Origin of the sequence: Nostoc punctiforme PCC 73102 (assembly GCF_000020025.1) — a bacterium.
Classification (GTDB): domain Bacteria; phylum Cyanobacteriota; class Cyanobacteriia; order Cyanobacteriales; family Nostocaceae; genus Nostoc; species Nostoc punctiforme.
Genome location: NC_010628.1, coordinates 478,261 through 493,952, shown reverse-complemented (window position 1 = coordinate 493,952; position 15,692 = coordinate 478,261). Strand labels below are relative to the sequence as shown.

The following is a 15,692-nucleotide window of genomic DNA, read 5'->3' as shown; positions in this document are numbered from 1 at the left end:
GTGCGTTATAGCAATGCTTAACGCACCAACATATTTAGTGTGTTACGGCTAATCATGACTTTCTCAAACTCTCAAATCCTTGCATAGACGTAACAAACTCTACTTAATATTTACTTTCTCAATAGACTGTCAACAATGTAGGACTACATCATTTAGTTTTACAAGTGATTTTGAAACAGTTCGATAACATGTTGCCAAGCATCAGGAGCAGCTTCAGGATTGTAACTTGGGTGTTGTTCCATAAATGGGTACTTGTCTTTGAAAAATCCGGCAAAGAATCCATGTCCGGCATCGTATCGAAATACACGATGATTGATTTGATGTTTCTTTAATTCTGCCTCAATTTGCTCGGTTTCCTCCTAGGAAATTAATGTATCTCTTGTGCCAAAAAATGCATAAATAGTACCTTTAATTTCCGAGGTGCGATTAATAGTTGGAATCTCTTCGCCATAACTAGAAGTAGTAATTCCACCACCGTAAAAGGAAGCTATTGCTTTGATATCAGGGAAAGTTGCAGCCATGTAAGCAACATGACCGCCAAAACAGAAACCAATGACACCGATCGCATCATCTTTGACATTGGGTAAAGTTTTAAGGTAAGTAATGGTAGCTTGAATATCACTTAAAATATCTTGATACTTTACTTGTTGATAGTATTCCAACCCCAGCCTATAGCTTTCTGGACTAAACCCAACATCTTCAGCGCTAAAATCAGCTTCAAAACCGGGAGCAATACGTTGATACATCGCAGGGGCTATTGCTACATAACCTTGTTTAGCGATTAGTTCGGTGATATCTCGAATATTACTATTGATTCCAAAAATTTCTGGAAAAACTATAACCGCTCCAAAAGTTCCGTTTTGTGCTGGTTGAGCTAAGTAAGCATCGATTTCTAAATCACCGTTGGGTACTTTGACTTTTGCACTATTAATTTCGATGTTTGTTGTTTCTACCATATTTGTTTCGGCTGCTTTTATACCAACTCATTTATTTTGACTGGTTTTCGACACAGACGGGCACAAACATCAGAAGTATTGCTCTCCTCACCTCAACCATGACTTTACAGCTATGAGCAGATCAAAGAAATTTCTAACTTTTGAATAGATACCATCTCAAACTTCTGGAAGATTCCAAGGGTTTTTGATTTGTGCGACCTTACATAAAGTAAGCATAAAGACTCAAAAATAATAACCACAAGAAAAAACAATGCCCGATCAAAGTTTTAGAACAAATATTCCAGAAGTTGACCCAACGGAGATTGAAGATACTCGAACTGCGATCGCTGATGAACATCACTCTTTTCTTGAAAAGGTCATGGTTCGAAGCGGCTTTGCAGATTTGTATGACGCAAGAGACTTTACCGAAGTTGTGTATCGCGTCATGCGCGACTTAATGACCAAAGACACAATTGAGCGCGTGGAAGGAGAACTGCACACAGAGGCTGTACCTACAGATGAGAAAGCACTCCAGTTTGAAGTGGCTGAACTCTGGAAAGACACCAATCCAATTGTGAGATTTTTAAGCAAAATCCGTCAACCTTTAAGAGGCCCGGCTCCAATTGGAATTGATTCCAAGCTATTTCTAACGCGGGTTGCTAATGAAGGAGGGGTTCCAGGATCAGTCGATGCAGAACAAGCAGTTAAAGCTGTATTTTCTGCCACCAAAGACGAACTTTCCCAAGAGCGGATTCAGGAAATTGCTGGCGCGCTCCCTGATTATGTTCGTCAGCTTTGGGATCAAGCTTAATTAGAAGTATAAAAAAGTTAAGTCTGTTTGTGGGTAGCGATCGCAAACAGGCTTTTTAAATAGGTTTAGCCTACAGCAAACTCTGTATACTGCCTTACATGAGGTGCATGATATGCGATCGCAATATCTTGCTTAGGCACTCCCTCGCTCACAAGTTGATCTGCGATGTCTACATTTTAGAGAATATTTATTAGTCGAGCAGGATGAACCTTTTGTGGAACGCTACAGTAAACAAGCTGAAGGTTGGTTGCTCAGTGATTTTAGCAGCTTAGAGGTATCGATTTCTTTAGATTCAGTTGCGATCGCATTATCGATGGCAGAAATTTATCGTGGCGTTGTTTTTGACTAAATCAAGTTTGTAACGATGTATGCATTGGAAGGGGTGCGATCGTACTACCCGAATCCTTTTGTTTTTTTCGGTTGTGCTAAAAAGGTTGAGTGATCGCAGTACATGATATATCTACCTTCACCAGGAACCTCTGGATAGTCAAGACGTGGTATCTGTCGCAAGTCAATCATTATTTCGCAGGTTTCATCTAAGTATTTAACTTGGTTTTGGGGGATCTTTGGTAAATTTATTGGAAACGAAGTTGGCTGGTTCCAAACCACCCAAAAAGCCAGCGGAAAAAACTTGAGCAAGCAGCTACCAGAAACGAATCCCTCTCCGAGAGATGATCCAATTGCAAGTGAATTAATAACTATTTGTTTATTTGATGGATAAATCCAATAGTAGATATCAAGATTATCTGGTATGTTGCTAGACTGATCCAAAAAATAGTTTCTCAAAGTATCTGGAAAAGGTGCAGATATAGGAGGCTTTCCTGTAATTGGCAACTTTCCAGCTAAAATATGACCAATGACAGATCTAATTAATTTTTGAGGTTTTACACTTAAATTTATTTTTTCTGGCAAAGATAGTCCCAGTTCTTGCTGAATCCTCACCATTCCAGCCACATTTTTAGATAGCTCAATCAATTCTGGATCATATTGTGCCCCAAGCAAGTTATTGTTACAGTCACCGCAAATAGAGAGTATATTTAGACCACTTTGAGAATCGGTTGAATTTTTACTTGATACCGAAATATGTTGTGTTAGAGTTCTTAACTCAACAAGTGTTGGTTTGACACAGCCTTGTGGAGGAATATGATCTCGTGTCAGTTGAGAATATTTGCCACAAATATTACAGTACCCTTTTTTGTCACCCTTAAATTTTATTTTGTGAGTATTCATGATTTTGTTCAGCAAAAGATTTACCCATTAGATTGGGGTGGTAATGGTCAGGTTCAGCTTTGATCGGATATTTGGGATATTCGAGATCATGTTGCATTGCACTTTGTGACAATGCACCCTATATTGAGGATGCTCTTATTATTGAATTGCATTGTTATGTGGGCGATCCAAGTGTTGTACACACCCTTCTATAAGGTACTCCCAGATTAGACCAGACTTGTACTGCTTACGCTGAAACCCTATGGTCGGTAACTCCAGAACAATATTCCCAAATCCCGACCAATATCCTCTCCATAAACTGTCTATGTCTTGAAGTGCTGATACACGATACGCATGGCGCAACAATGAAACATGCTCCATGTTTACGCTTACAACTCTATTTAGAGGGTTGTCGATCAGCCGAAACCGCTTCACAGAATCGAGAGGCCAGCCGTATTTTGTATTTACTGCTTGGCAAGACTCAATGTTCCCAAACGCGTAGATTGCAGAAAAACGTGAGGGGAAGAACTGGTAGTAGTGCTTCCGAAATATTTCAGCATCGTACTCAAGGCGATAGTCATTGATCGCAGTCAGAAAGTAAGGGGAGAGAGCCATGCTATCCATATCGCAAGGCTCATAGGGAAGGTAGTTAGCACTACCTTTTTGGTACTTATAAAAAAACTCTGGGTTCATATCCAGGCTTCCAAAAGCTCCCGATGAGAAGACACCTGTGAAATTGAAATTGTGATATGTTAAGGGATTTAATTCATTGACGAAGATATAGAACTGGTTCGGCACATTTTCGTCAGCGTTCATCAGTTTGGTCATACACCGATATATCTAAATATATGGAAGCTTATTATACACAAAATTCCCATATAATTACTTGTTAGAATTTATTGTGCTAAGTTATAAGTACAAATAGGCTGTGTTGTTAAATAGCGCAACGTACTACATCAATTTCAGTAGAAAATATTATAAGTGAGTCTGCATTATGAGTGACTATTAGGGTTTTCAATCATTAATCCCTCACTTCCAACTGCTGCATTCAACTCATTATCTGCGGAGACAAAAGTAATAGAAGGTAATCCATTAGCAATACAAATGCTGTTGACTGCACGACCTACTGCTAGTTGGATAGCATCATAACCTCTTAAACCATAAGTTTCAGACAATACTATTCCAGAATTAATAACATTTTCTGTGATTTCAACAATTTGATAGTCTTTCTGTAAATCACGTTTGAACTGATTGCGTGTTATTGTCGCATCTGTAATGCTGATACTTCCACCACGCGATCGCCTGGTAATTGCCGCTATAATTTCTACACTGGTTATTGCAGCAATAAATACCTCATTATTGAGAGTTGGATCAAATAGCTCCAAAACCCAAGCTGACCCAGTTTCACTAATATAACGCTTGACCAATGCACTACTGTCTATGAAGTAGATTGCCATCTAACGGCGTTCCTCAATGATAGTTTCAGAAATAGGCTTTCCCTCGACATTAATTAGCCGTCGCTCAGTTATTGGTTCATAAGCAGGATGTTTAATCTGCTTTACTAAGCCAGAAGAGATTAGAGCTTGGTGAAATGCTGCTTGCTTGACTGTTTCTTCTTTATCAGCTAAATACTTTTGAATCGTCTGATTAAGCTGTTGAAGTTCTTCTATTTCAAGTGTCTCAAGCTGCTTAATGATTTGTTGGAGAGTTACTAGCGCCATAATTTTCTATCTCAATAATTTCATCCATAGATTATACCAAATTATCTAAAATTGGTATTAATTCTGAGTATAACTCCGCTTATAAACTAACTCCATCCTCAATTTCTCAACCTCCAACTTCAACTTATCATTCTCCATCCTAAACTTAGCATTCTCCTCCCTAATCAACTCAACTTCATTTCTCTTACTCAAAGCCTGATTAATTGCCAACTTTCGCATATCCAGCGAAAACCAGCGTTGATAAGTTTGCGTGTGAACTTGCACACTATGTCCCAAATTATCCGCCGCCGCTTTGATTGGTATCCCTAAAATATGCGCCCGAATTGCCCAAGCGTGACGTAAATCATACGGTTTAAAATCCAATCCTATTTTACGAAACCACCAACTAACTCGCTGTGTTAACGCTGTTATCTCAGCATGATTTGTGTTATCTTTTTTAGCGATCGCCCCCTTCAACATCTCCAAATATTTAGGATTTCTCAAATCAAAATCCTCAATCCATTGACGATGTAATGGTAATGCTTCTCTCTCACCAGTTTTACAATCTTTATGAACTTTCCATGTCAAATCAGTGTTTTCTTGACTCAACCACCAATCAATATCAGGATTAATAAAAAGTTCCCGTGGACGTAAACCAAAAACTGCTAACATTCCATAAGTCCAGCGCCAAAGTTGCCAACTATCTTGAAGATTTTGATTAACTTGATTGCCTCTGTTATGCAGATAATCTTCAAACTTGAGAATTCCATCATATATTTCTGCATCTGTAGGTATATTGCGGGAATTATTCTCCGGCATTTTGGAATATTTAGATAAATTAATTTCGATATTGAATGTTACGCAAAATGCTGCGATCGCTCTAGCTGCATTATACTTAGCCCATTCTTTATCTATTTGCTCAAGTGAACTGATCAGATTTTCAGCGATCGCTAAATCTTTAGGATTCGTAAATCGTTTAGTTCGGGAAAAGTAATAAAAAAAAGTATGTTCGCTTTTAGTAGTTCGTTTATGAGTTTTAAAATACTCATTTTCAAATTGTTCGAGTAATTCTCCTATAGTCTTAAATTCTTTTTTAATTGCCTCATTACCTAAATATTTATCATTCCATTCAAAAGTTTTACGAGCGATTAATTTACCTAATTCATAGGCTTCTTCCTCAGCCGTTTTGAGTCCATCTAAGTTAGAGGGAATATTTAAACTGATATTGTATTGTTTTCTGCCAGTACCATTGCTATCTTTGTCTCCCGGCTTAATTGGTAACGTCGCCCGTAATTGCAGACTTCCATTCGATTCTCTAATAGTCACCTTTGCCTTTGCAGACTTCAAACGCAGATTAACTTTCTCTAATTCTAGTAGTACTTTCGTTCTCATGTGTTCTTTTTGCTGCTGTGCTTGCAGACTTGAGCCAAGAAAACTGCCATCGGTAGATGAAGCAGGCTCTAAGTCTGCAAAAGCTTGTTGATACTTGTCTTGACCCTGATTATGCATCGCTGTATTTTTAGCCTATATTTAGCCTAAAAATAAATGTGTTATCAGCGAACAATGTTTAGAACAGACACTGTTTACTGCAAACATTAGGCTATTGAAAAGAATTAAACCACAAAAAGGATTACTCCGGTCCTTATCACGGTTATGACGGCTTCGCCATCTTCGCACGTGACATGGACTTGGCACTCAACAGCCCAACCTGGGGATTAATTGGCGCTCCTTGGAATGAAAAAGCTCAGGCTAAGAAGGCTGAAGCTAAAGCTAAGGCTGCCGTTTAGGGAAATGGGAGAGTGAGATAAGTAAGGATAACCTGGGGCTAAAACCCCAGGGGGGAGTTGGGAATACAAAATTCAAAATTGAAAGATTAAAAATTTATTTTGATTTTTGCATTTTGAATTTTGAATCATATTTCCACCTCCCTTGTACAGACGCGTAGACGCTCGAAGAGCGGCTTCTCGCAGAGTATAATCGCGTCTCTATCCGACTCGCACCTCAATTAGTAAAGAATTCAGTAACCTTGGAGTCCAGAAGAAATGCCTCAGAATCCAGAAAAAATTCAAGATCACGTCGAGTTATTCCACCAGCCTGAGTACCAACAGCTATTTGAAAACAAAAAGCAGTTTGAAAACGGTCACGATCCCGAAGAAGTAAAACGGGTTTCAGAGTGGACAAAGGGTTGGGATTATCGTGAAAAGAACTTCGCTCGTGAAGCTTTAACCGTTAACCCTGCTAAAGGCTGCCAACCACTAGGAGCAATCTTTGCTGCTGTTGGTTTTGAAGGTACTCTACCTTTCGTTCAAGGTTCTCAAGGTTGCGTTGCTTACTTTCGCACCCACTTAACCCGTCACTACAAAGAACCATTCTCTGGTGTATCTTCTTCAATGACTGAAGATGCAGCCGTGTTTGGTGGTCTGCAAAACATGATTGACGGCTTGGCGAACTCTTACCAACTGTACAAACCTAAGATGATCGCTGTCTGCACCACCTGTATGGCAGAAGTAATTGGTGATGACTTACAAGCCTTCATCAACAACTCTAAGCAAGCTGGTTCAGTTCCTCAAGATTTCCCAGTACCTTACGCTCACACCCCTAGCTTTGTCGGTTCCCATATCACTGGTTACGACAACATGATGAAGGGAATTCTTTCTAACTTGACCGCAGGTCATAAGAAAGAAACCAGCAATGGTAAAATCAACTTTATCCCAGGTTTTGACACCTACGTAGGCAATAACCGCGAAATCAAGCGGATTGCTTCTTTGTTCGGCTTTGACTACACAATTCTAGCCGACAACAGCGACTACCTAGATTCACCTAACACAGGTGAGTTCGATATGTACCCAGGTGGAACAAAGCTAGAAGATGCAGCAGATTCAATCAATGCGAAAGCTACGATCGCTCTGCAAGCACACTCTACACCCAAAACCCGCGAGTACATCGAAAAAGAATGGAAGCAACCAACCTCAGTTTCCCGTCCTTGGGGTATTAAGGGTACTGATGAGTTCTTGATGAAACTCAGCGAATTGAGCGGTATCCCCATTCCTGAAGAATTGGAAATCGAACGCGGTCGTGCAGTTGATGCCATGACTGATTCTCACTCATGGATTCACGGCAAGCGCTTCGCCATCTACGGCGAACCAGATTTAGTATACAGCGTAGTTGGCTTTATGCTAGAAATGGGTGCTGAACCTGTGCATATCTTGGTTCACAACAGCAACGAAGTATTTGAAGCAGAAATGAAAGAACTGCTTGCTTCTAGCCCCTTCGGTCAACATGCAACTGTTTGGCCTGGTAAGGACTTGTGGCACATGCGTTCATTGTTGTTCACCGAACCAGTAGACTTCCTGGTTGGTAACACCTACGGTAAGTACCTGTGGCGCGACACCAAGATTCCCCTCGTGAGAATCGGCTACCCCATCATGGATCGCCACCACCTACACCGCTATGCCACCATTGGTTATCAAGGTGTGATCAACCTCCTCAACTGGACTGTAAACACCCTGTTTGAAGAAATCGATCGCAACACCAACATTCCTTCTAAGACAGATATTTCCTACGACTTGATTCGTTAGAAATTGCGTAGAAACACAACGTGTTAATTAAAGGGTAAAGAAGGGGAGTAGGGAATAGGGAATAGGGAATAGGGAAATATCCAAACCCAATGCCCAATCCCCAATTCCCATCCCCAACTCCCCTTTTTCTTGATAGCATTTACCCAAGGAATTGATAAATGGAAACCATCAATCACACTCACGAACACACTCATACTCATCCTCATCCTAATTACCATCCACCTAACCAGAAAAAACCAGGATGGTTCCACAATCTTCTTAATCCGTTGCGGCGTGTAGTGGATGGAATTCAGGTTAAAAATAATCGCATCGCTCATCTAATTTGCCAAACAATTCCTTGTTGTTGTCCCTTTGAGCGACAAATTAAATTATTTGGGAAGTGTATTGATATTCCACCACTATGTAAACTCAATCCTTTATATGACGAATTTGTAGGATTGCGTTTCCGCGCTCTATCTTACCTGACCGATGTATGTGGAGAGGATGTCACAAAATACATTTGTTAATTATTGGGCATGGGGCAATCAATTTTGGATTTTAGATTGCCAATTTTAGATTTTTCTTTCAATCCAAAATCCAAAATCCAAAATCCAAAATCCAAAATTGGCATAATTCAATACGAGAAGAGAGATGAAAAGCACCCAAGGCAAAATCAACGAGCTGCTGACTGAGACAGGATGCGAACATAATCAGCACAAACAAGCGGAAAAGAAAAACAAATCATGCGCTCAACAGGCACAACCTGGCGCGGCTCAAGGGGGCTGTGCCTTTGATGGTGCAATGATTGCTCTAGTGCCGATCGCAGATGCTGCTCATTTAGTCCACGGGCCGATAGCCTGTGCTGGTAATTCCTGGGGCAGTCGTGGTAGTCTGTCGTCTGGCCCTCAACTCTACAAAATGGGCTTTACCACAGACTTGGGTGAAAATGATGTCATCTTCGGTGGCGAAAAGAAGCTCTACAAAGCGATTCTGGAACTCAAAGAGCGCTACCAACCAGCAGCAGTATTTGTCTATGCCACTTGCGTTACAGCCTTAATTGGCGATGATATGGATGCTGTCTGCAAAGCTGCGGCTGAGAAAATTGGTATTCCTGTTGTTCCTGTCATTGCCCCAGGATTCATTGGCAGTAAAAATCTCGGCAACCGTTTCGGTGGTGAAGCTTTGTTAGAATATGTTGTCGGAACAGCAGAACCGGAACATACAACGCCCTATGATATTAACTTAATCGGTGAATACAATATCGCCGGGGAAATGTGGGGAGTAACACCACTGCTAGAAAAATTAGGCATCCGTATTTTGTCTAAAATTACGGGCGATGCTCGCTACAATGAAATTCGCTACGCCCACCGCGCCAAGCTCAACGTCATGATCTGCTCACGAGCGCTGCTGAATATGGCGAGAAAGATGGAGGAGCGTTACAACATCCCTTACATTGAAGAGTCTTTCTACGGCATCGATGATATGAATCGCTGTCTGCGAAACATCGCCGCTAAATTAGGCGATCCTGATTTACAAGAGCGGACAGAAAAGCTAATTGCAGAAGAAACGGCTGCTTTAGATTTGGCATTGGCTCCTTATCGCGCTCGACTCAAAGGTAAGCGGGTTGTTTTATATACTGGTGGTGTTAAGAGTTGGTCGATTATCTCGGCTGCTAGAGACTTGGGTATTGAAGTTGTCGCTACCAGTACTCGAAAAAGTACTGAAGAAGATAAAGCCAAAATCAAGAAGTTGATTGGCAACGATGGCATCATGCTGGAGAAAGGCAATGCTCAAGAATTGCTACAACTGGTTAAAGACACTCGCGCAGATATGCTGATTGCTGGTGGACGTAACCAATACACAGCTTTGAAAGCTCGAATTCCTTTCCTTGATATCAACCAAGAACGCCACCATCCTTATGCAGGTTATGTGGGAATGATTGAGATGGCGCGGGAACTGTACGAAGCTTTGTATAGCCCGATTTGGGAACAAATACGCAAACCCGCTCCTTGGGAAGAAGAGGAGGAAGTTTAATGGCGATCGTTACCGCTTCTAACAAAGCACTGACAGTTAATCCCCTCAAGCAAAGTCAAGCTTTGGGCGCAACCTTAGCCTTTTTGGGATTGAAAGGGACAATGCCCTTATTCCACGGTTCTCAAGGTTGTACTGCTTTCGCCAAAGTTGTCCTAGTGCGGCATTTCCGGGAAGCGATTCCCCTAGCTACCACAGCGATGACGGAAGTCACTACTATCTTGGGTGGTGAAGAGAATGTGGAGCAAGCAATTCTCACTCTGGTAGAAAAAGCTAATCCAGAAATTATTGGTTTATGTAGTACTGGGTTAACGGAAACTAGAGGCGATGACATTGAAGGTTTTCTGAAGGAAATCCGCGATCGCCATCCCGAATTGAATGATTTAGCGATCGTTTTTGCACCTACCCCAGATTTTAAAGGTGCGTTACAAGATGGCTTTGCTGTTGCTGTCGAAAGCATAGTTAAGGAAATTCCTCGCGCGGGTGGACTCAGAACTGAACAAGTCACGATTTTGGCGGGTTCTGCTTTCACACCTGGGGATGTACAGGAAATCAAAGAGATAGTCACGTCTTTTGGATTAGTGCCGATCTTTGTACCTGACCTTGGCGCTTCTCTAGATGGACATTTAGAGGATAATTATAGTGCGGTTACAGTCAGTGGAACTACCTTAAAACAGCTACGAGAAGTAGGTAGTTCTGCCTTTACCCTGGCATTGGGTGAAAGTATGCGCGGTGCTGCAAAGATTCTAGAAGAACGCTTTGGCACACCTTACGAAGTGTTTGGCGAACTGACGGGATTAGAACCAGTAGATGAGTTTATCCAAGCATTGGCGATTCTGAGCGGTAACAGCGTACCCGAAAAATACCGCCGCCAACGTCGTCAGTTGCAAGATGCAATGTTGGACACTCATTTTTACTTCGGTGCAAAACGAGTTTCCTTAGCGCTGGAACCAGACTTGTTGTGGTCAACAGTGCATTTCTTGCAATCGATGGGTAGTCAAATTCATGCTGTGGTAACAACCACGCGATCGCACCTCTTAGAAAAACTCCCGGTTAAAAGCATCACCATCGGCGACTTGGAAGACTTTGAGAGTCTAGCAGGCGGTTCTGATTTGCTAATTGGTAACTCGAATGTCGGTGCGATCGCAAAACGCCTCTCGATTCCTCTTTATCGTTTAGGATTGCCCATTTATGACCGCTTAGGTAATGGTCAATTTACCAAAGTTGGCTATCGAGGCACGATGGAACTTTTGTTTGGCATCGGCAACCTGTTTTTAGAGGCAGAAGAAGCGAGAGTTAAGCAGTTCCAAGAGTTCGGAATTGTGAGCGCTGAGTTTTGAATTCACACTTGAAATTCAAAACAGTTCAGTTAAAAGTCGATCCTCTTTAAGGCGTGTATACACAAGTCGAATTCCCCCCCTTAATCCCCCCTTATAAAAGGGGGAAACAATAAATCAAATCTAGTTCTCTCCCTTTATAAGGGGAGGGTTAGGGTGGGGTAAAACCTTGGGTTTTTCAGCTATTTCAGACTTGTGTATCGTAGCTTTTTAAGGGGGATCTTCCAAGGCTAAATATTACTAACTGAACCGTATTGCTTCAAAATTCAAAACTTTAGAGAGGAGAATTACAATGAAAATAGCCTTCACGACGAGCGACCGAGTTCATATTAATGCTCACTTTGGATGGGCAAAAATGATTGATGTTTACGAAATTACTGATGAGGGATATCACTTCGTAGAAACCCTCACCTTTGAAGGCGAACTCAAAGAAGATGGTAACGAAGACAAAATCACCCCAAAACTTGAAGCAATAGGTGACTGTACGATTGTTTACGTAACAGCAATTGGTGGTAGCGCCGCCGCTCGGTTAATCAAGAAAGGTGTCACCCCAGTGAAGGCGCGATCGGAAGAAGAAGAAATTAGTGAAGTGCTAAATAAGCTAGTGAAAACCCTCAAAGGTAATCCTCCACCTTGGTTGCGTAAAGCTTTACAGCCAAAAACCACAAACTTTGCCGATGAAATTGAAGACGAAGCAACAGTATGACCACAAATAATAGTGTTAACGGAACTGCTACAACTGAAGTCTTGAACTCACCTTTCCTGAAGGTATTAATTAAACAAATCCGTGGTCAAGACAGTTATGGAGTTTATCGTAGTTGGTCGGATGAATTAATTCTCAAACCTTTTATTGTCACCAAACAAAAGAAACGAGAAATCTCCGTTGAGGGAGAAGTTGATCCGATCACACAAGCACGAATTATGGCATTTTTTCGGGCTGTAGCTGCTGGAATTGAACAAGAAACAGGTTTGATATCCCAGGTTGTAGTTGATTTGAGCCATGAAGGATTTGGCTGGGCGCTAGTTTTTTCTGGCCGTCTTTTGCTAGCTGTAAAAACCTTGCGAGATGCTCATCGCTTTGGCTTTGACTCAGTAGAGAAATTAGCAGAAGAAGGAGAAAACTACGTCAAAAAAGGTCTTGATTTGGCAAAACGCTTTCCTGAAGTTGGCAAAATTTAATTAGTCATTAGTCATTGGTCACTTGTACTGAGCGAAGCCGTTCGCGTAGCGTCTCGCAGAGAAGTATTGGTCATTAGTAAAAGACAAATGACTAATGACAAAAGACGAAGGACAAAAGACAAATGACAATTGAGGAACTACAAGGACAAATCAGACGGCTGAACAGTAAAGCAGGTCAAATGAAAATGGATCTGCATGATTTAGCTGAAGGTCTGCCAACAGATTACAACCAACTTATGGATGTTGCAGCTGCAACTTATGAAATCTATCGCAAGTTAGATGAACTGAAGCAACAGCTGAAAAAATTGGAGAGTGCTAAATGACTGGAACTATTGATGAATTCAAAAAGCTCGTAGATGCAGAAGAATTTTTCCAATTCTTTAATATGTCCTACGACTTAGAAGTTGTGAATGTACATCGTCTACATATTCTGAAAAAGTTTTCTCAATATATGCACGAAATTGATGAAAATTCTCCTGACTTGAGTCAAGAAGAGAAACTAAATCAATATTCTTTGGCTTTGCAAAAAGCTTATCAGGTCTTTATCGAATCAACAGCTTACGAACAAAAGCTGTTCAAAGTGTTTAACGATAAGCCGAAAAATGTAGTCACACTGACAGAAATCACTTCTGATTAGGAGGTATAAATTGGTTAACCTAACGCCTACCGAATTAGAACGCTATCGTCGCCAAATGATGCTTCCGAACTTTGGCGAAACAGCACAGAAACGCCTGAAGTCAGCGACAGTTCTGGTTACAGGTGTGGGGGGATTAGGCGGTACGGCGGCGCTTTACTTAGCAGTAGCGGGCGTTGGGCGGCTAATCCTAGTCCGGGGTGGTGACTTGCGGCTAGATGATATGAATCGTCAGGTTCTCATGACTGATGATTGGGTAGGTAAGCCAAGGGTATTCAAAGCTAAAGAAACTCTGGATGCGATTAATCCTGATGTCCAAGTGGAAATTGTTCATGATTACATCACCCCGGAACATGTAGACTCGTTAGTGCAGTCGGCTGATATGGCTCTTGATTGCGCCCACAATTTTACAGAGCGCAATTTGTTAAATGAAGCCTGTGTGCGATCGCGTAAGCCAATGGTGGAAGCTGCAATGAATGGGATGGAAGCTTACCTGACGACGATTATTCCTGGTGTGACTCCTTGTTTATCTTGTCTGTTTCCAGAAAAGCCTGAGTGGGATCAGCGCGGCTTTTCAGTTCTAGGCGCTGTTTCTGGAACCCTAGCTTGTTTAACAGCACTGGAAGCTATCAAGCTGATCACCGGGTTTAGTCAGCCTCTATTGTCGCAATTGCTGACAATCGACCTAAATCGGATGGAATTTGCTAAACGCCGTTCTCACCGTGATCGCTCTTGTCCAGTATGCGGTAATAGTGCGCCTTGGAGACACGCGCAATCCAATTCGATGGAACCTACAGCCACGGGTATTGCACAAAATACTTAATTTTGTCATTAGTTATTGGTCACTTGTACTGAGCGACTTGCCTTGAGCGAAGTCGAAAGGAGCCGAAGTATTAGTCATTAGTGAATAACAAAGGACAAATGACGAAGGACAAATGACAACCTACACCTGAAATCAGAACAACTAATCGCTACAAATCAGGAGACTTAATGGCCGTTATTTTATCAGAAAAAGCAGAATTTCATCTGCGAGCATTCCTCAAAGGTTCAGCACCCGACGCTGATGGCGCAACTAAAGGTGTCCGCATCTCTGTAAAAGATGGTGGTTGCAGTGGCTATGAATATGCGATCGATATCACCAGCAAACCTCAACCAGATGATTTGGTAAGTCACCAAGGCAAAGTGGTAGTTTACGTTGATGCCAAAAGTGCGCCGTTATTAGACGGAGTTATCGTTGATTTCGTTGAGGGAGTGATGGAAAGCGGTTTTAAATTCATCAACCCTAACGCAACTGATACCTGCGGTTGTGGAAAGTCTTTCAAAACAGACGACGGTACGCCTACTGGTGTACCTTGCAGCTAACGAAATGATGTTAGGGCTAGGTCAATTGTAGAGACTTCCCGTAGACGCACTCCGCAGAGTTTCAATGCCTTTGAGGTAGCCTCTAGTTCGCTTTGCATTTCTCACCCTTATAGAGAAGCTGACTAATCTTAGCATCGCTGTAAGAAGAAAGGAAGCAAAAAGTAGGATAGGTTGCTCAAAAACTTCGGAAATTAGACCAACTGTATAACGTTTGAGGAGAATCTGAAAATGGCTACCTACCAAGTTAGATTAATCAACAAAAAAGAAGACATCGACACCACAATTGAGGTTGATGAAGAAACTACCATCTTAGAAGCAGCAGAAGAAAATGGTATTGAATTGCCTTTTTCATGTCATGCGGGATCTTGCTCTAGCTGTGTAGGCAAGGTTGTTGAAGGCGAAGTTAATCAAGAAGATCAAAACTTCCTGGATGACGATCAGGTTTCTAAAGGATACGCTCTACTTTGTGTAACTTATCCTCGTTCTAATTGCACAATCAAAACACATCAAGAAGCATATCTCGTATAAAGTATTACTTTGGTTGTTGTCTTTGCCAACCAAATAAAGCATGAAGGATGAAGGATGAAAATATACTTCCTTCTTCCCTTCAAAACTCTTAACTTAATTTATAATTTAGATGTTTACCCCCTTTAGTATTACTGGCTGTTCTTTAGAATTATTGAGAACAGGAGAGCAAGGAATAGTCACCTTCTGTAAAAGTCAGGATAAAATAATCTTAAATCAACTGATATCAATAGGGGTAACACTAGGAACGATTATTACTTTAGAGCAAAACTTTCCATCATTCATTATTAAAATAGAAAACATATCTTTAGCACTAGATACAAAAAGTATCCAAGCTATTTATGTCCGCATTATTGATAATTTAACTAATTAAAATATATAATAACTAATATCTTCTTTAACAAAAGTTTTT

At 41.2% G+C, this 15,692-nt stretch carries 19 protein-coding genes and 3 pseudogenes; 15 read left to right on the top strand and 7 right to left on the bottom strand.

Annotated elements, in window-relative coordinates; translation table 11 throughout:
* Nucleotides 1–158 precede the first annotated feature (158 nt).
* Nucleotides 159–956, bottom strand: a pseudogene (locus tag NPUN_RS02035) (dienelactone hydrolase family protein).
* Nucleotides 957–1,206: 250 nt separating this feature from the next.
* Here NPUN_RS02035 and NPUN_RS02030 point away from each other — a divergent pair.
* A complete protein-coding gene (locus NPUN_RS02030) occupies nucleotides 1,207–1,746 on the top strand; it encodes a DUF2267 domain-containing protein (protein ID WP_012407204.1) in 540 nt (179 codons plus the stop codon).
* A 65-nt stretch (nucleotides 1,747–1,811) separates the two neighbouring features.
* Here the strand turns inward: NPUN_RS02030 and NPUN_RS38510 are convergent, their stop codons facing one another.
* Complete coding sequence (locus NPUN_RS38510; protein ID WP_234711171.1) at nucleotides 1,812–1,886, bottom strand: element excision factor XisI family protein; 75 nt, start codon at nucleotides 1,884–1,886, stop codon at nucleotides 1,812–1,814.
* A gap of 35 nt (nucleotides 1,887–1,921) precedes the next feature.
* Between NPUN_RS38510 and NPUN_RS40285 the strand changes: the two are divergent.
* Nucleotides 1,922–2,095 (top strand): annotated as a pseudogene (locus NPUN_RS40285) (Uma2 family endonuclease); the annotation flags it as partial.
* A gap of 44 nt (nucleotides 2,096–2,139) precedes the next feature.
* On the opposite strand, the gene NPUN_RS02025 reads toward NPUN_RS40285, so the two are convergent.
* The 5 genes from NPUN_RS02025 to NPUN_RS02005 form a co-directional block, all read right to left on the bottom strand.
* Nucleotides 2,140–2,976 (bottom strand): hypothetical protein, encoded by an 837-nt coding sequence (locus NPUN_RS02025; protein WP_012407203.1) that lies wholly within the window; start codon nucleotides 2,974–2,976, stop codon nucleotides 2,140–2,142.
* A 138-nt stretch (nucleotides 2,977–3,114) separates the two neighbouring features.
* Nucleotides 3,115–3,783: a hypothetical protein gene (locus NPUN_RS02020; RefSeq protein WP_012407202.1), complete on the bottom strand. Its 669-nt coding sequence runs from the start codon at nucleotides 3,781–3,783 to the stop codon at nucleotides 3,115–3,117.
* Nucleotides 3,784–3,947: 164 nt separating this feature from the next.
* The gene (locus NPUN_RS02015; RefSeq protein WP_012407201.1) at nucleotides 3,948–4,412 is read right to left on the bottom strand and encodes a type II toxin-antitoxin system VapC family toxin; all 465 of its coding nucleotides are present in this window, start codon (nucleotides 4,410–4,412) and stop codon (nucleotides 3,948–3,950) included.
* On the bottom strand, nucleotides 4,413–4,676 hold the full coding sequence (locus NPUN_RS02010) for a hypothetical protein (protein WP_012407200.1): 264 nt from the start codon (nucleotides 4,674–4,676) through the stop codon (nucleotides 4,413–4,415).
* Between the two features lie 57 nt (nucleotides 4,677–4,733).
* Nucleotides 4,734–6,164, bottom strand: a complete 1,431-nt coding sequence (locus tag NPUN_RS02005) for a site-specific integrase (RefSeq protein WP_012407199.1) — start codon at nucleotides 6,162–6,164, stop codon at nucleotides 4,734–4,736.
* A 110-nt stretch (nucleotides 6,165–6,274) separates the two neighbouring features.
* On the opposite strand from NPUN_RS02005, the pseudogene NPUN_RS44645 reads away from it, so the two are divergent.
* The 13 genes and pseudogenes from NPUN_RS44645 to NPUN_RS01945 all read left to right on the top strand — a co-directional run.
* Nucleotides 6,275–6,442, top strand: a pseudogene (locus tag NPUN_RS44645) (nitrogenase molybdenum-iron protein alpha chain); the annotation flags it as partial.
* A gap of 255 nt (nucleotides 6,443–6,697) precedes the next feature.
* Entirely contained in the window at nucleotides 6,698–8,233 is a 1,536-nt protein-coding gene (nifK, locus tag NPUN_RS02000) for a nitrogenase molybdenum-iron protein subunit beta (protein ID WP_012407198.1), read from the top strand.
* A 158-nt stretch (nucleotides 8,234–8,391) separates the two neighbouring features.
* Complete coding sequence (locus tag NPUN_RS01995; protein WP_012407197.1) at nucleotides 8,392–8,739, top strand: Mo-dependent nitrogenase C-terminal domain-containing protein; 348 nt, start codon at nucleotides 8,392–8,394, stop codon at nucleotides 8,737–8,739.
* Between the two features lie 124 nt (nucleotides 8,740–8,863).
* On the top strand, nucleotides 8,864–10,246 hold the full coding sequence (gene nifE / locus NPUN_RS01990; RefSeq protein ID WP_012407196.1) for a nitrogenase iron-molybdenum cofactor biosynthesis protein NifE: 1,383 nt from the start codon (nucleotides 8,864–8,866) through the stop codon (nucleotides 10,244–10,246).
* Nucleotides 10,246–11,583 (top strand): nitrogenase iron-molybdenum cofactor biosynthesis protein NifN, encoded by a 1,338-nt coding sequence (gene nifN, locus NPUN_RS01985; protein ID WP_012407195.1) that lies wholly within the window; start codon nucleotides 10,246–10,248, stop codon nucleotides 11,581–11,583. The genes nifE and nifN overlap by 1 nt, the downstream gene beginning before the upstream one ends.
* A gap of 289 nt (nucleotides 11,584–11,872) precedes the next feature.
* The gene (gene nifX, locus NPUN_RS01980) at nucleotides 11,873–12,286 is read left to right on the top strand and encodes a nitrogen fixation protein NifX (RefSeq protein ID WP_012407194.1); all 414 of its coding nucleotides are present in this window, start codon (nucleotides 11,873–11,875) and stop codon (nucleotides 12,284–12,286) included.
* Complete coding sequence (locus NPUN_RS01975; RefSeq protein ID WP_012407193.1) at nucleotides 12,283–12,759, top strand: NifX-associated nitrogen fixation protein; 477 nt, start codon at nucleotides 12,283–12,285, stop codon at nucleotides 12,757–12,759. Before nifX ends, NPUN_RS01975 begins: the two co-directional genes overlap by 4 nt.
* A 122-nt stretch (nucleotides 12,760–12,881) precedes the next feature.
* The gene (locus tag NPUN_RS01970; RefSeq protein WP_012407192.1) at nucleotides 12,882–13,082 is read left to right on the top strand and encodes a CCE_0567 family metalloprotein; all 201 of its coding nucleotides are present in this window, start codon (nucleotides 12,882–12,884) and stop codon (nucleotides 13,080–13,082) included.
* A complete protein-coding gene (gene nifW / locus NPUN_RS01965; protein WP_012407191.1) occupies nucleotides 13,079–13,396 on the top strand; it encodes a nitrogenase-stabilizing/protective protein NifW in 318 nt (105 codons plus the stop codon). Before NPUN_RS01970 ends, nifW begins: the two co-directional genes overlap by 4 nt.
* 10 nt (nucleotides 13,397–13,406) lie before the next feature.
* Complete coding sequence (locus NPUN_RS01960) at nucleotides 13,407–14,216, top strand: HesA/MoeB/ThiF family protein (RefSeq protein ID WP_012407190.1); 810 nt, start codon at nucleotides 13,407–13,409, stop codon at nucleotides 14,214–14,216.
* A gap of 167 nt (nucleotides 14,217–14,383) precedes the next feature.
* Nucleotides 14,384–14,755, top strand: coding sequence for a HesB/IscA family protein (locus tag NPUN_RS01955; RefSeq protein ID WP_012407189.1), 372 nt, complete (start codon nucleotides 14,384–14,386; stop codon nucleotides 14,753–14,755).
* A gap of 228 nt (nucleotides 14,756–14,983) precedes the next feature.
* Nucleotides 14,984–15,283: a 2Fe-2S iron-sulfur cluster-binding protein gene (locus NPUN_RS01950; RefSeq protein WP_012407188.1), complete on the top strand. Its 300-nt coding sequence runs from the start codon at nucleotides 14,984–14,986 to the stop codon at nucleotides 15,281–15,283.
* A gap of 109 nt (nucleotides 15,284–15,392) precedes the next feature.
* The gene (locus NPUN_RS01945) at nucleotides 15,393–15,653 is read left to right on the top strand and encodes a FeoA family protein (protein ID WP_012407187.1); all 261 of its coding nucleotides are present in this window, start codon (nucleotides 15,393–15,395) and stop codon (nucleotides 15,651–15,653) included.
* Nucleotides 15,654–15,692: the final 39 nt, after the last annotated feature.

What these genes read in the sequence shown, in the direction of transcription:
- NPUN_RS02025 (WP_012407203.1), bottom strand. Translation starts at nt 2,976, where the DNA reads ATGAATACTCACAAAATAAAATTTAAGGGTGACAAAAAAGGGTACTGT.
- nifE (WP_012407196.1), top strand. Translation starts at nt 8,864, where the DNA reads ATGAAAAGCACCCAAGGCAAAATCAACGAGCTGCTGACTGAGACAGGA.
- NPUN_RS01995 (WP_012407197.1), top strand. Translation starts at nt 8,392, where the DNA reads ATGGAAACCATCAATCACACTCACGAACACACTCATACTCATCCTCAT.
- NPUN_RS02020 (WP_012407202.1), bottom strand. Translation starts at nt 3,783, where the DNA reads ATGACCAAACTGATGAACGCTGACGAAAATGTGCCGAACCAGTTCTAT.
- nifN (WP_012407195.1), top strand. Translation starts at nt 10,246, where the DNA reads ATGGCGATCGTTACCGCTTCTAACAAAGCACTGACAGTTAATCCCCTC.
- nifX (WP_012407194.1), top strand. Translation starts at nt 11,873, where the DNA reads ATGAAAATAGCCTTCACGACGAGCGACCGAGTTCATATTAATGCTCAC.
- NPUN_RS01955 (WP_012407189.1), top strand. Translation starts at nt 14,384, where the DNA reads ATGGCCGTTATTTTATCAGAAAAAGCAGAATTTCATCTGCGAGCATTC.
- NPUN_RS02030 (WP_012407204.1), top strand. Translation starts at nt 1,207, where the DNA reads ATGCCCGATCAAAGTTTTAGAACAAATATTCCAGAAGTTGACCCAACG.
- NPUN_RS02015 (WP_012407201.1), bottom strand. Translation starts at nt 4,412, where the DNA reads ATGGCAATCTACTTCATAGACAGTAGTGCATTGGTCAAGCGTTATATT.
- NPUN_RS01970 (WP_012407192.1), top strand. Translation starts at nt 12,882, where the DNA reads ATGACAATTGAGGAACTACAAGGACAAATCAGACGGCTGAACAGTAAA.
- nifW (WP_012407191.1), top strand. Translation starts at nt 13,079, where the DNA reads ATGACTGGAACTATTGATGAATTCAAAAAGCTCGTAGATGCAGAAGAA.
- NPUN_RS01975 (WP_012407193.1), top strand. Translation starts at nt 12,283, where the DNA reads ATGACCACAAATAATAGTGTTAACGGAACTGCTACAACTGAAGTCTTG.
- nifK (WP_012407198.1), top strand. Translation starts at nt 6,698, where the DNA reads ATGCCTCAGAATCCAGAAAAAATTCAAGATCACGTCGAGTTATTCCAC.
- NPUN_RS01950 (WP_012407188.1), top strand. Translation starts at nt 14,984, where the DNA reads ATGGCTACCTACCAAGTTAGATTAATCAACAAAAAAGAAGACATCGAC.
- NPUN_RS02005 (WP_012407199.1), bottom strand. Translation starts at nt 6,164, where the DNA reads ATGCATAATCAGGGTCAAGACAAGTATCAACAAGCTTTTGCAGACTTA.
- NPUN_RS01945 (WP_012407187.1), top strand. Translation starts at nt 15,393, where the DNA reads ATGTTTACCCCCTTTAGTATTACTGGCTGTTCTTTAGAATTATTGAGA.
- NPUN_RS02010 (WP_012407200.1), bottom strand. Translation starts at nt 4,676, where the DNA reads ATGGCGCTAGTAACTCTCCAACAAATCATTAAGCAGCTTGAGACACTT.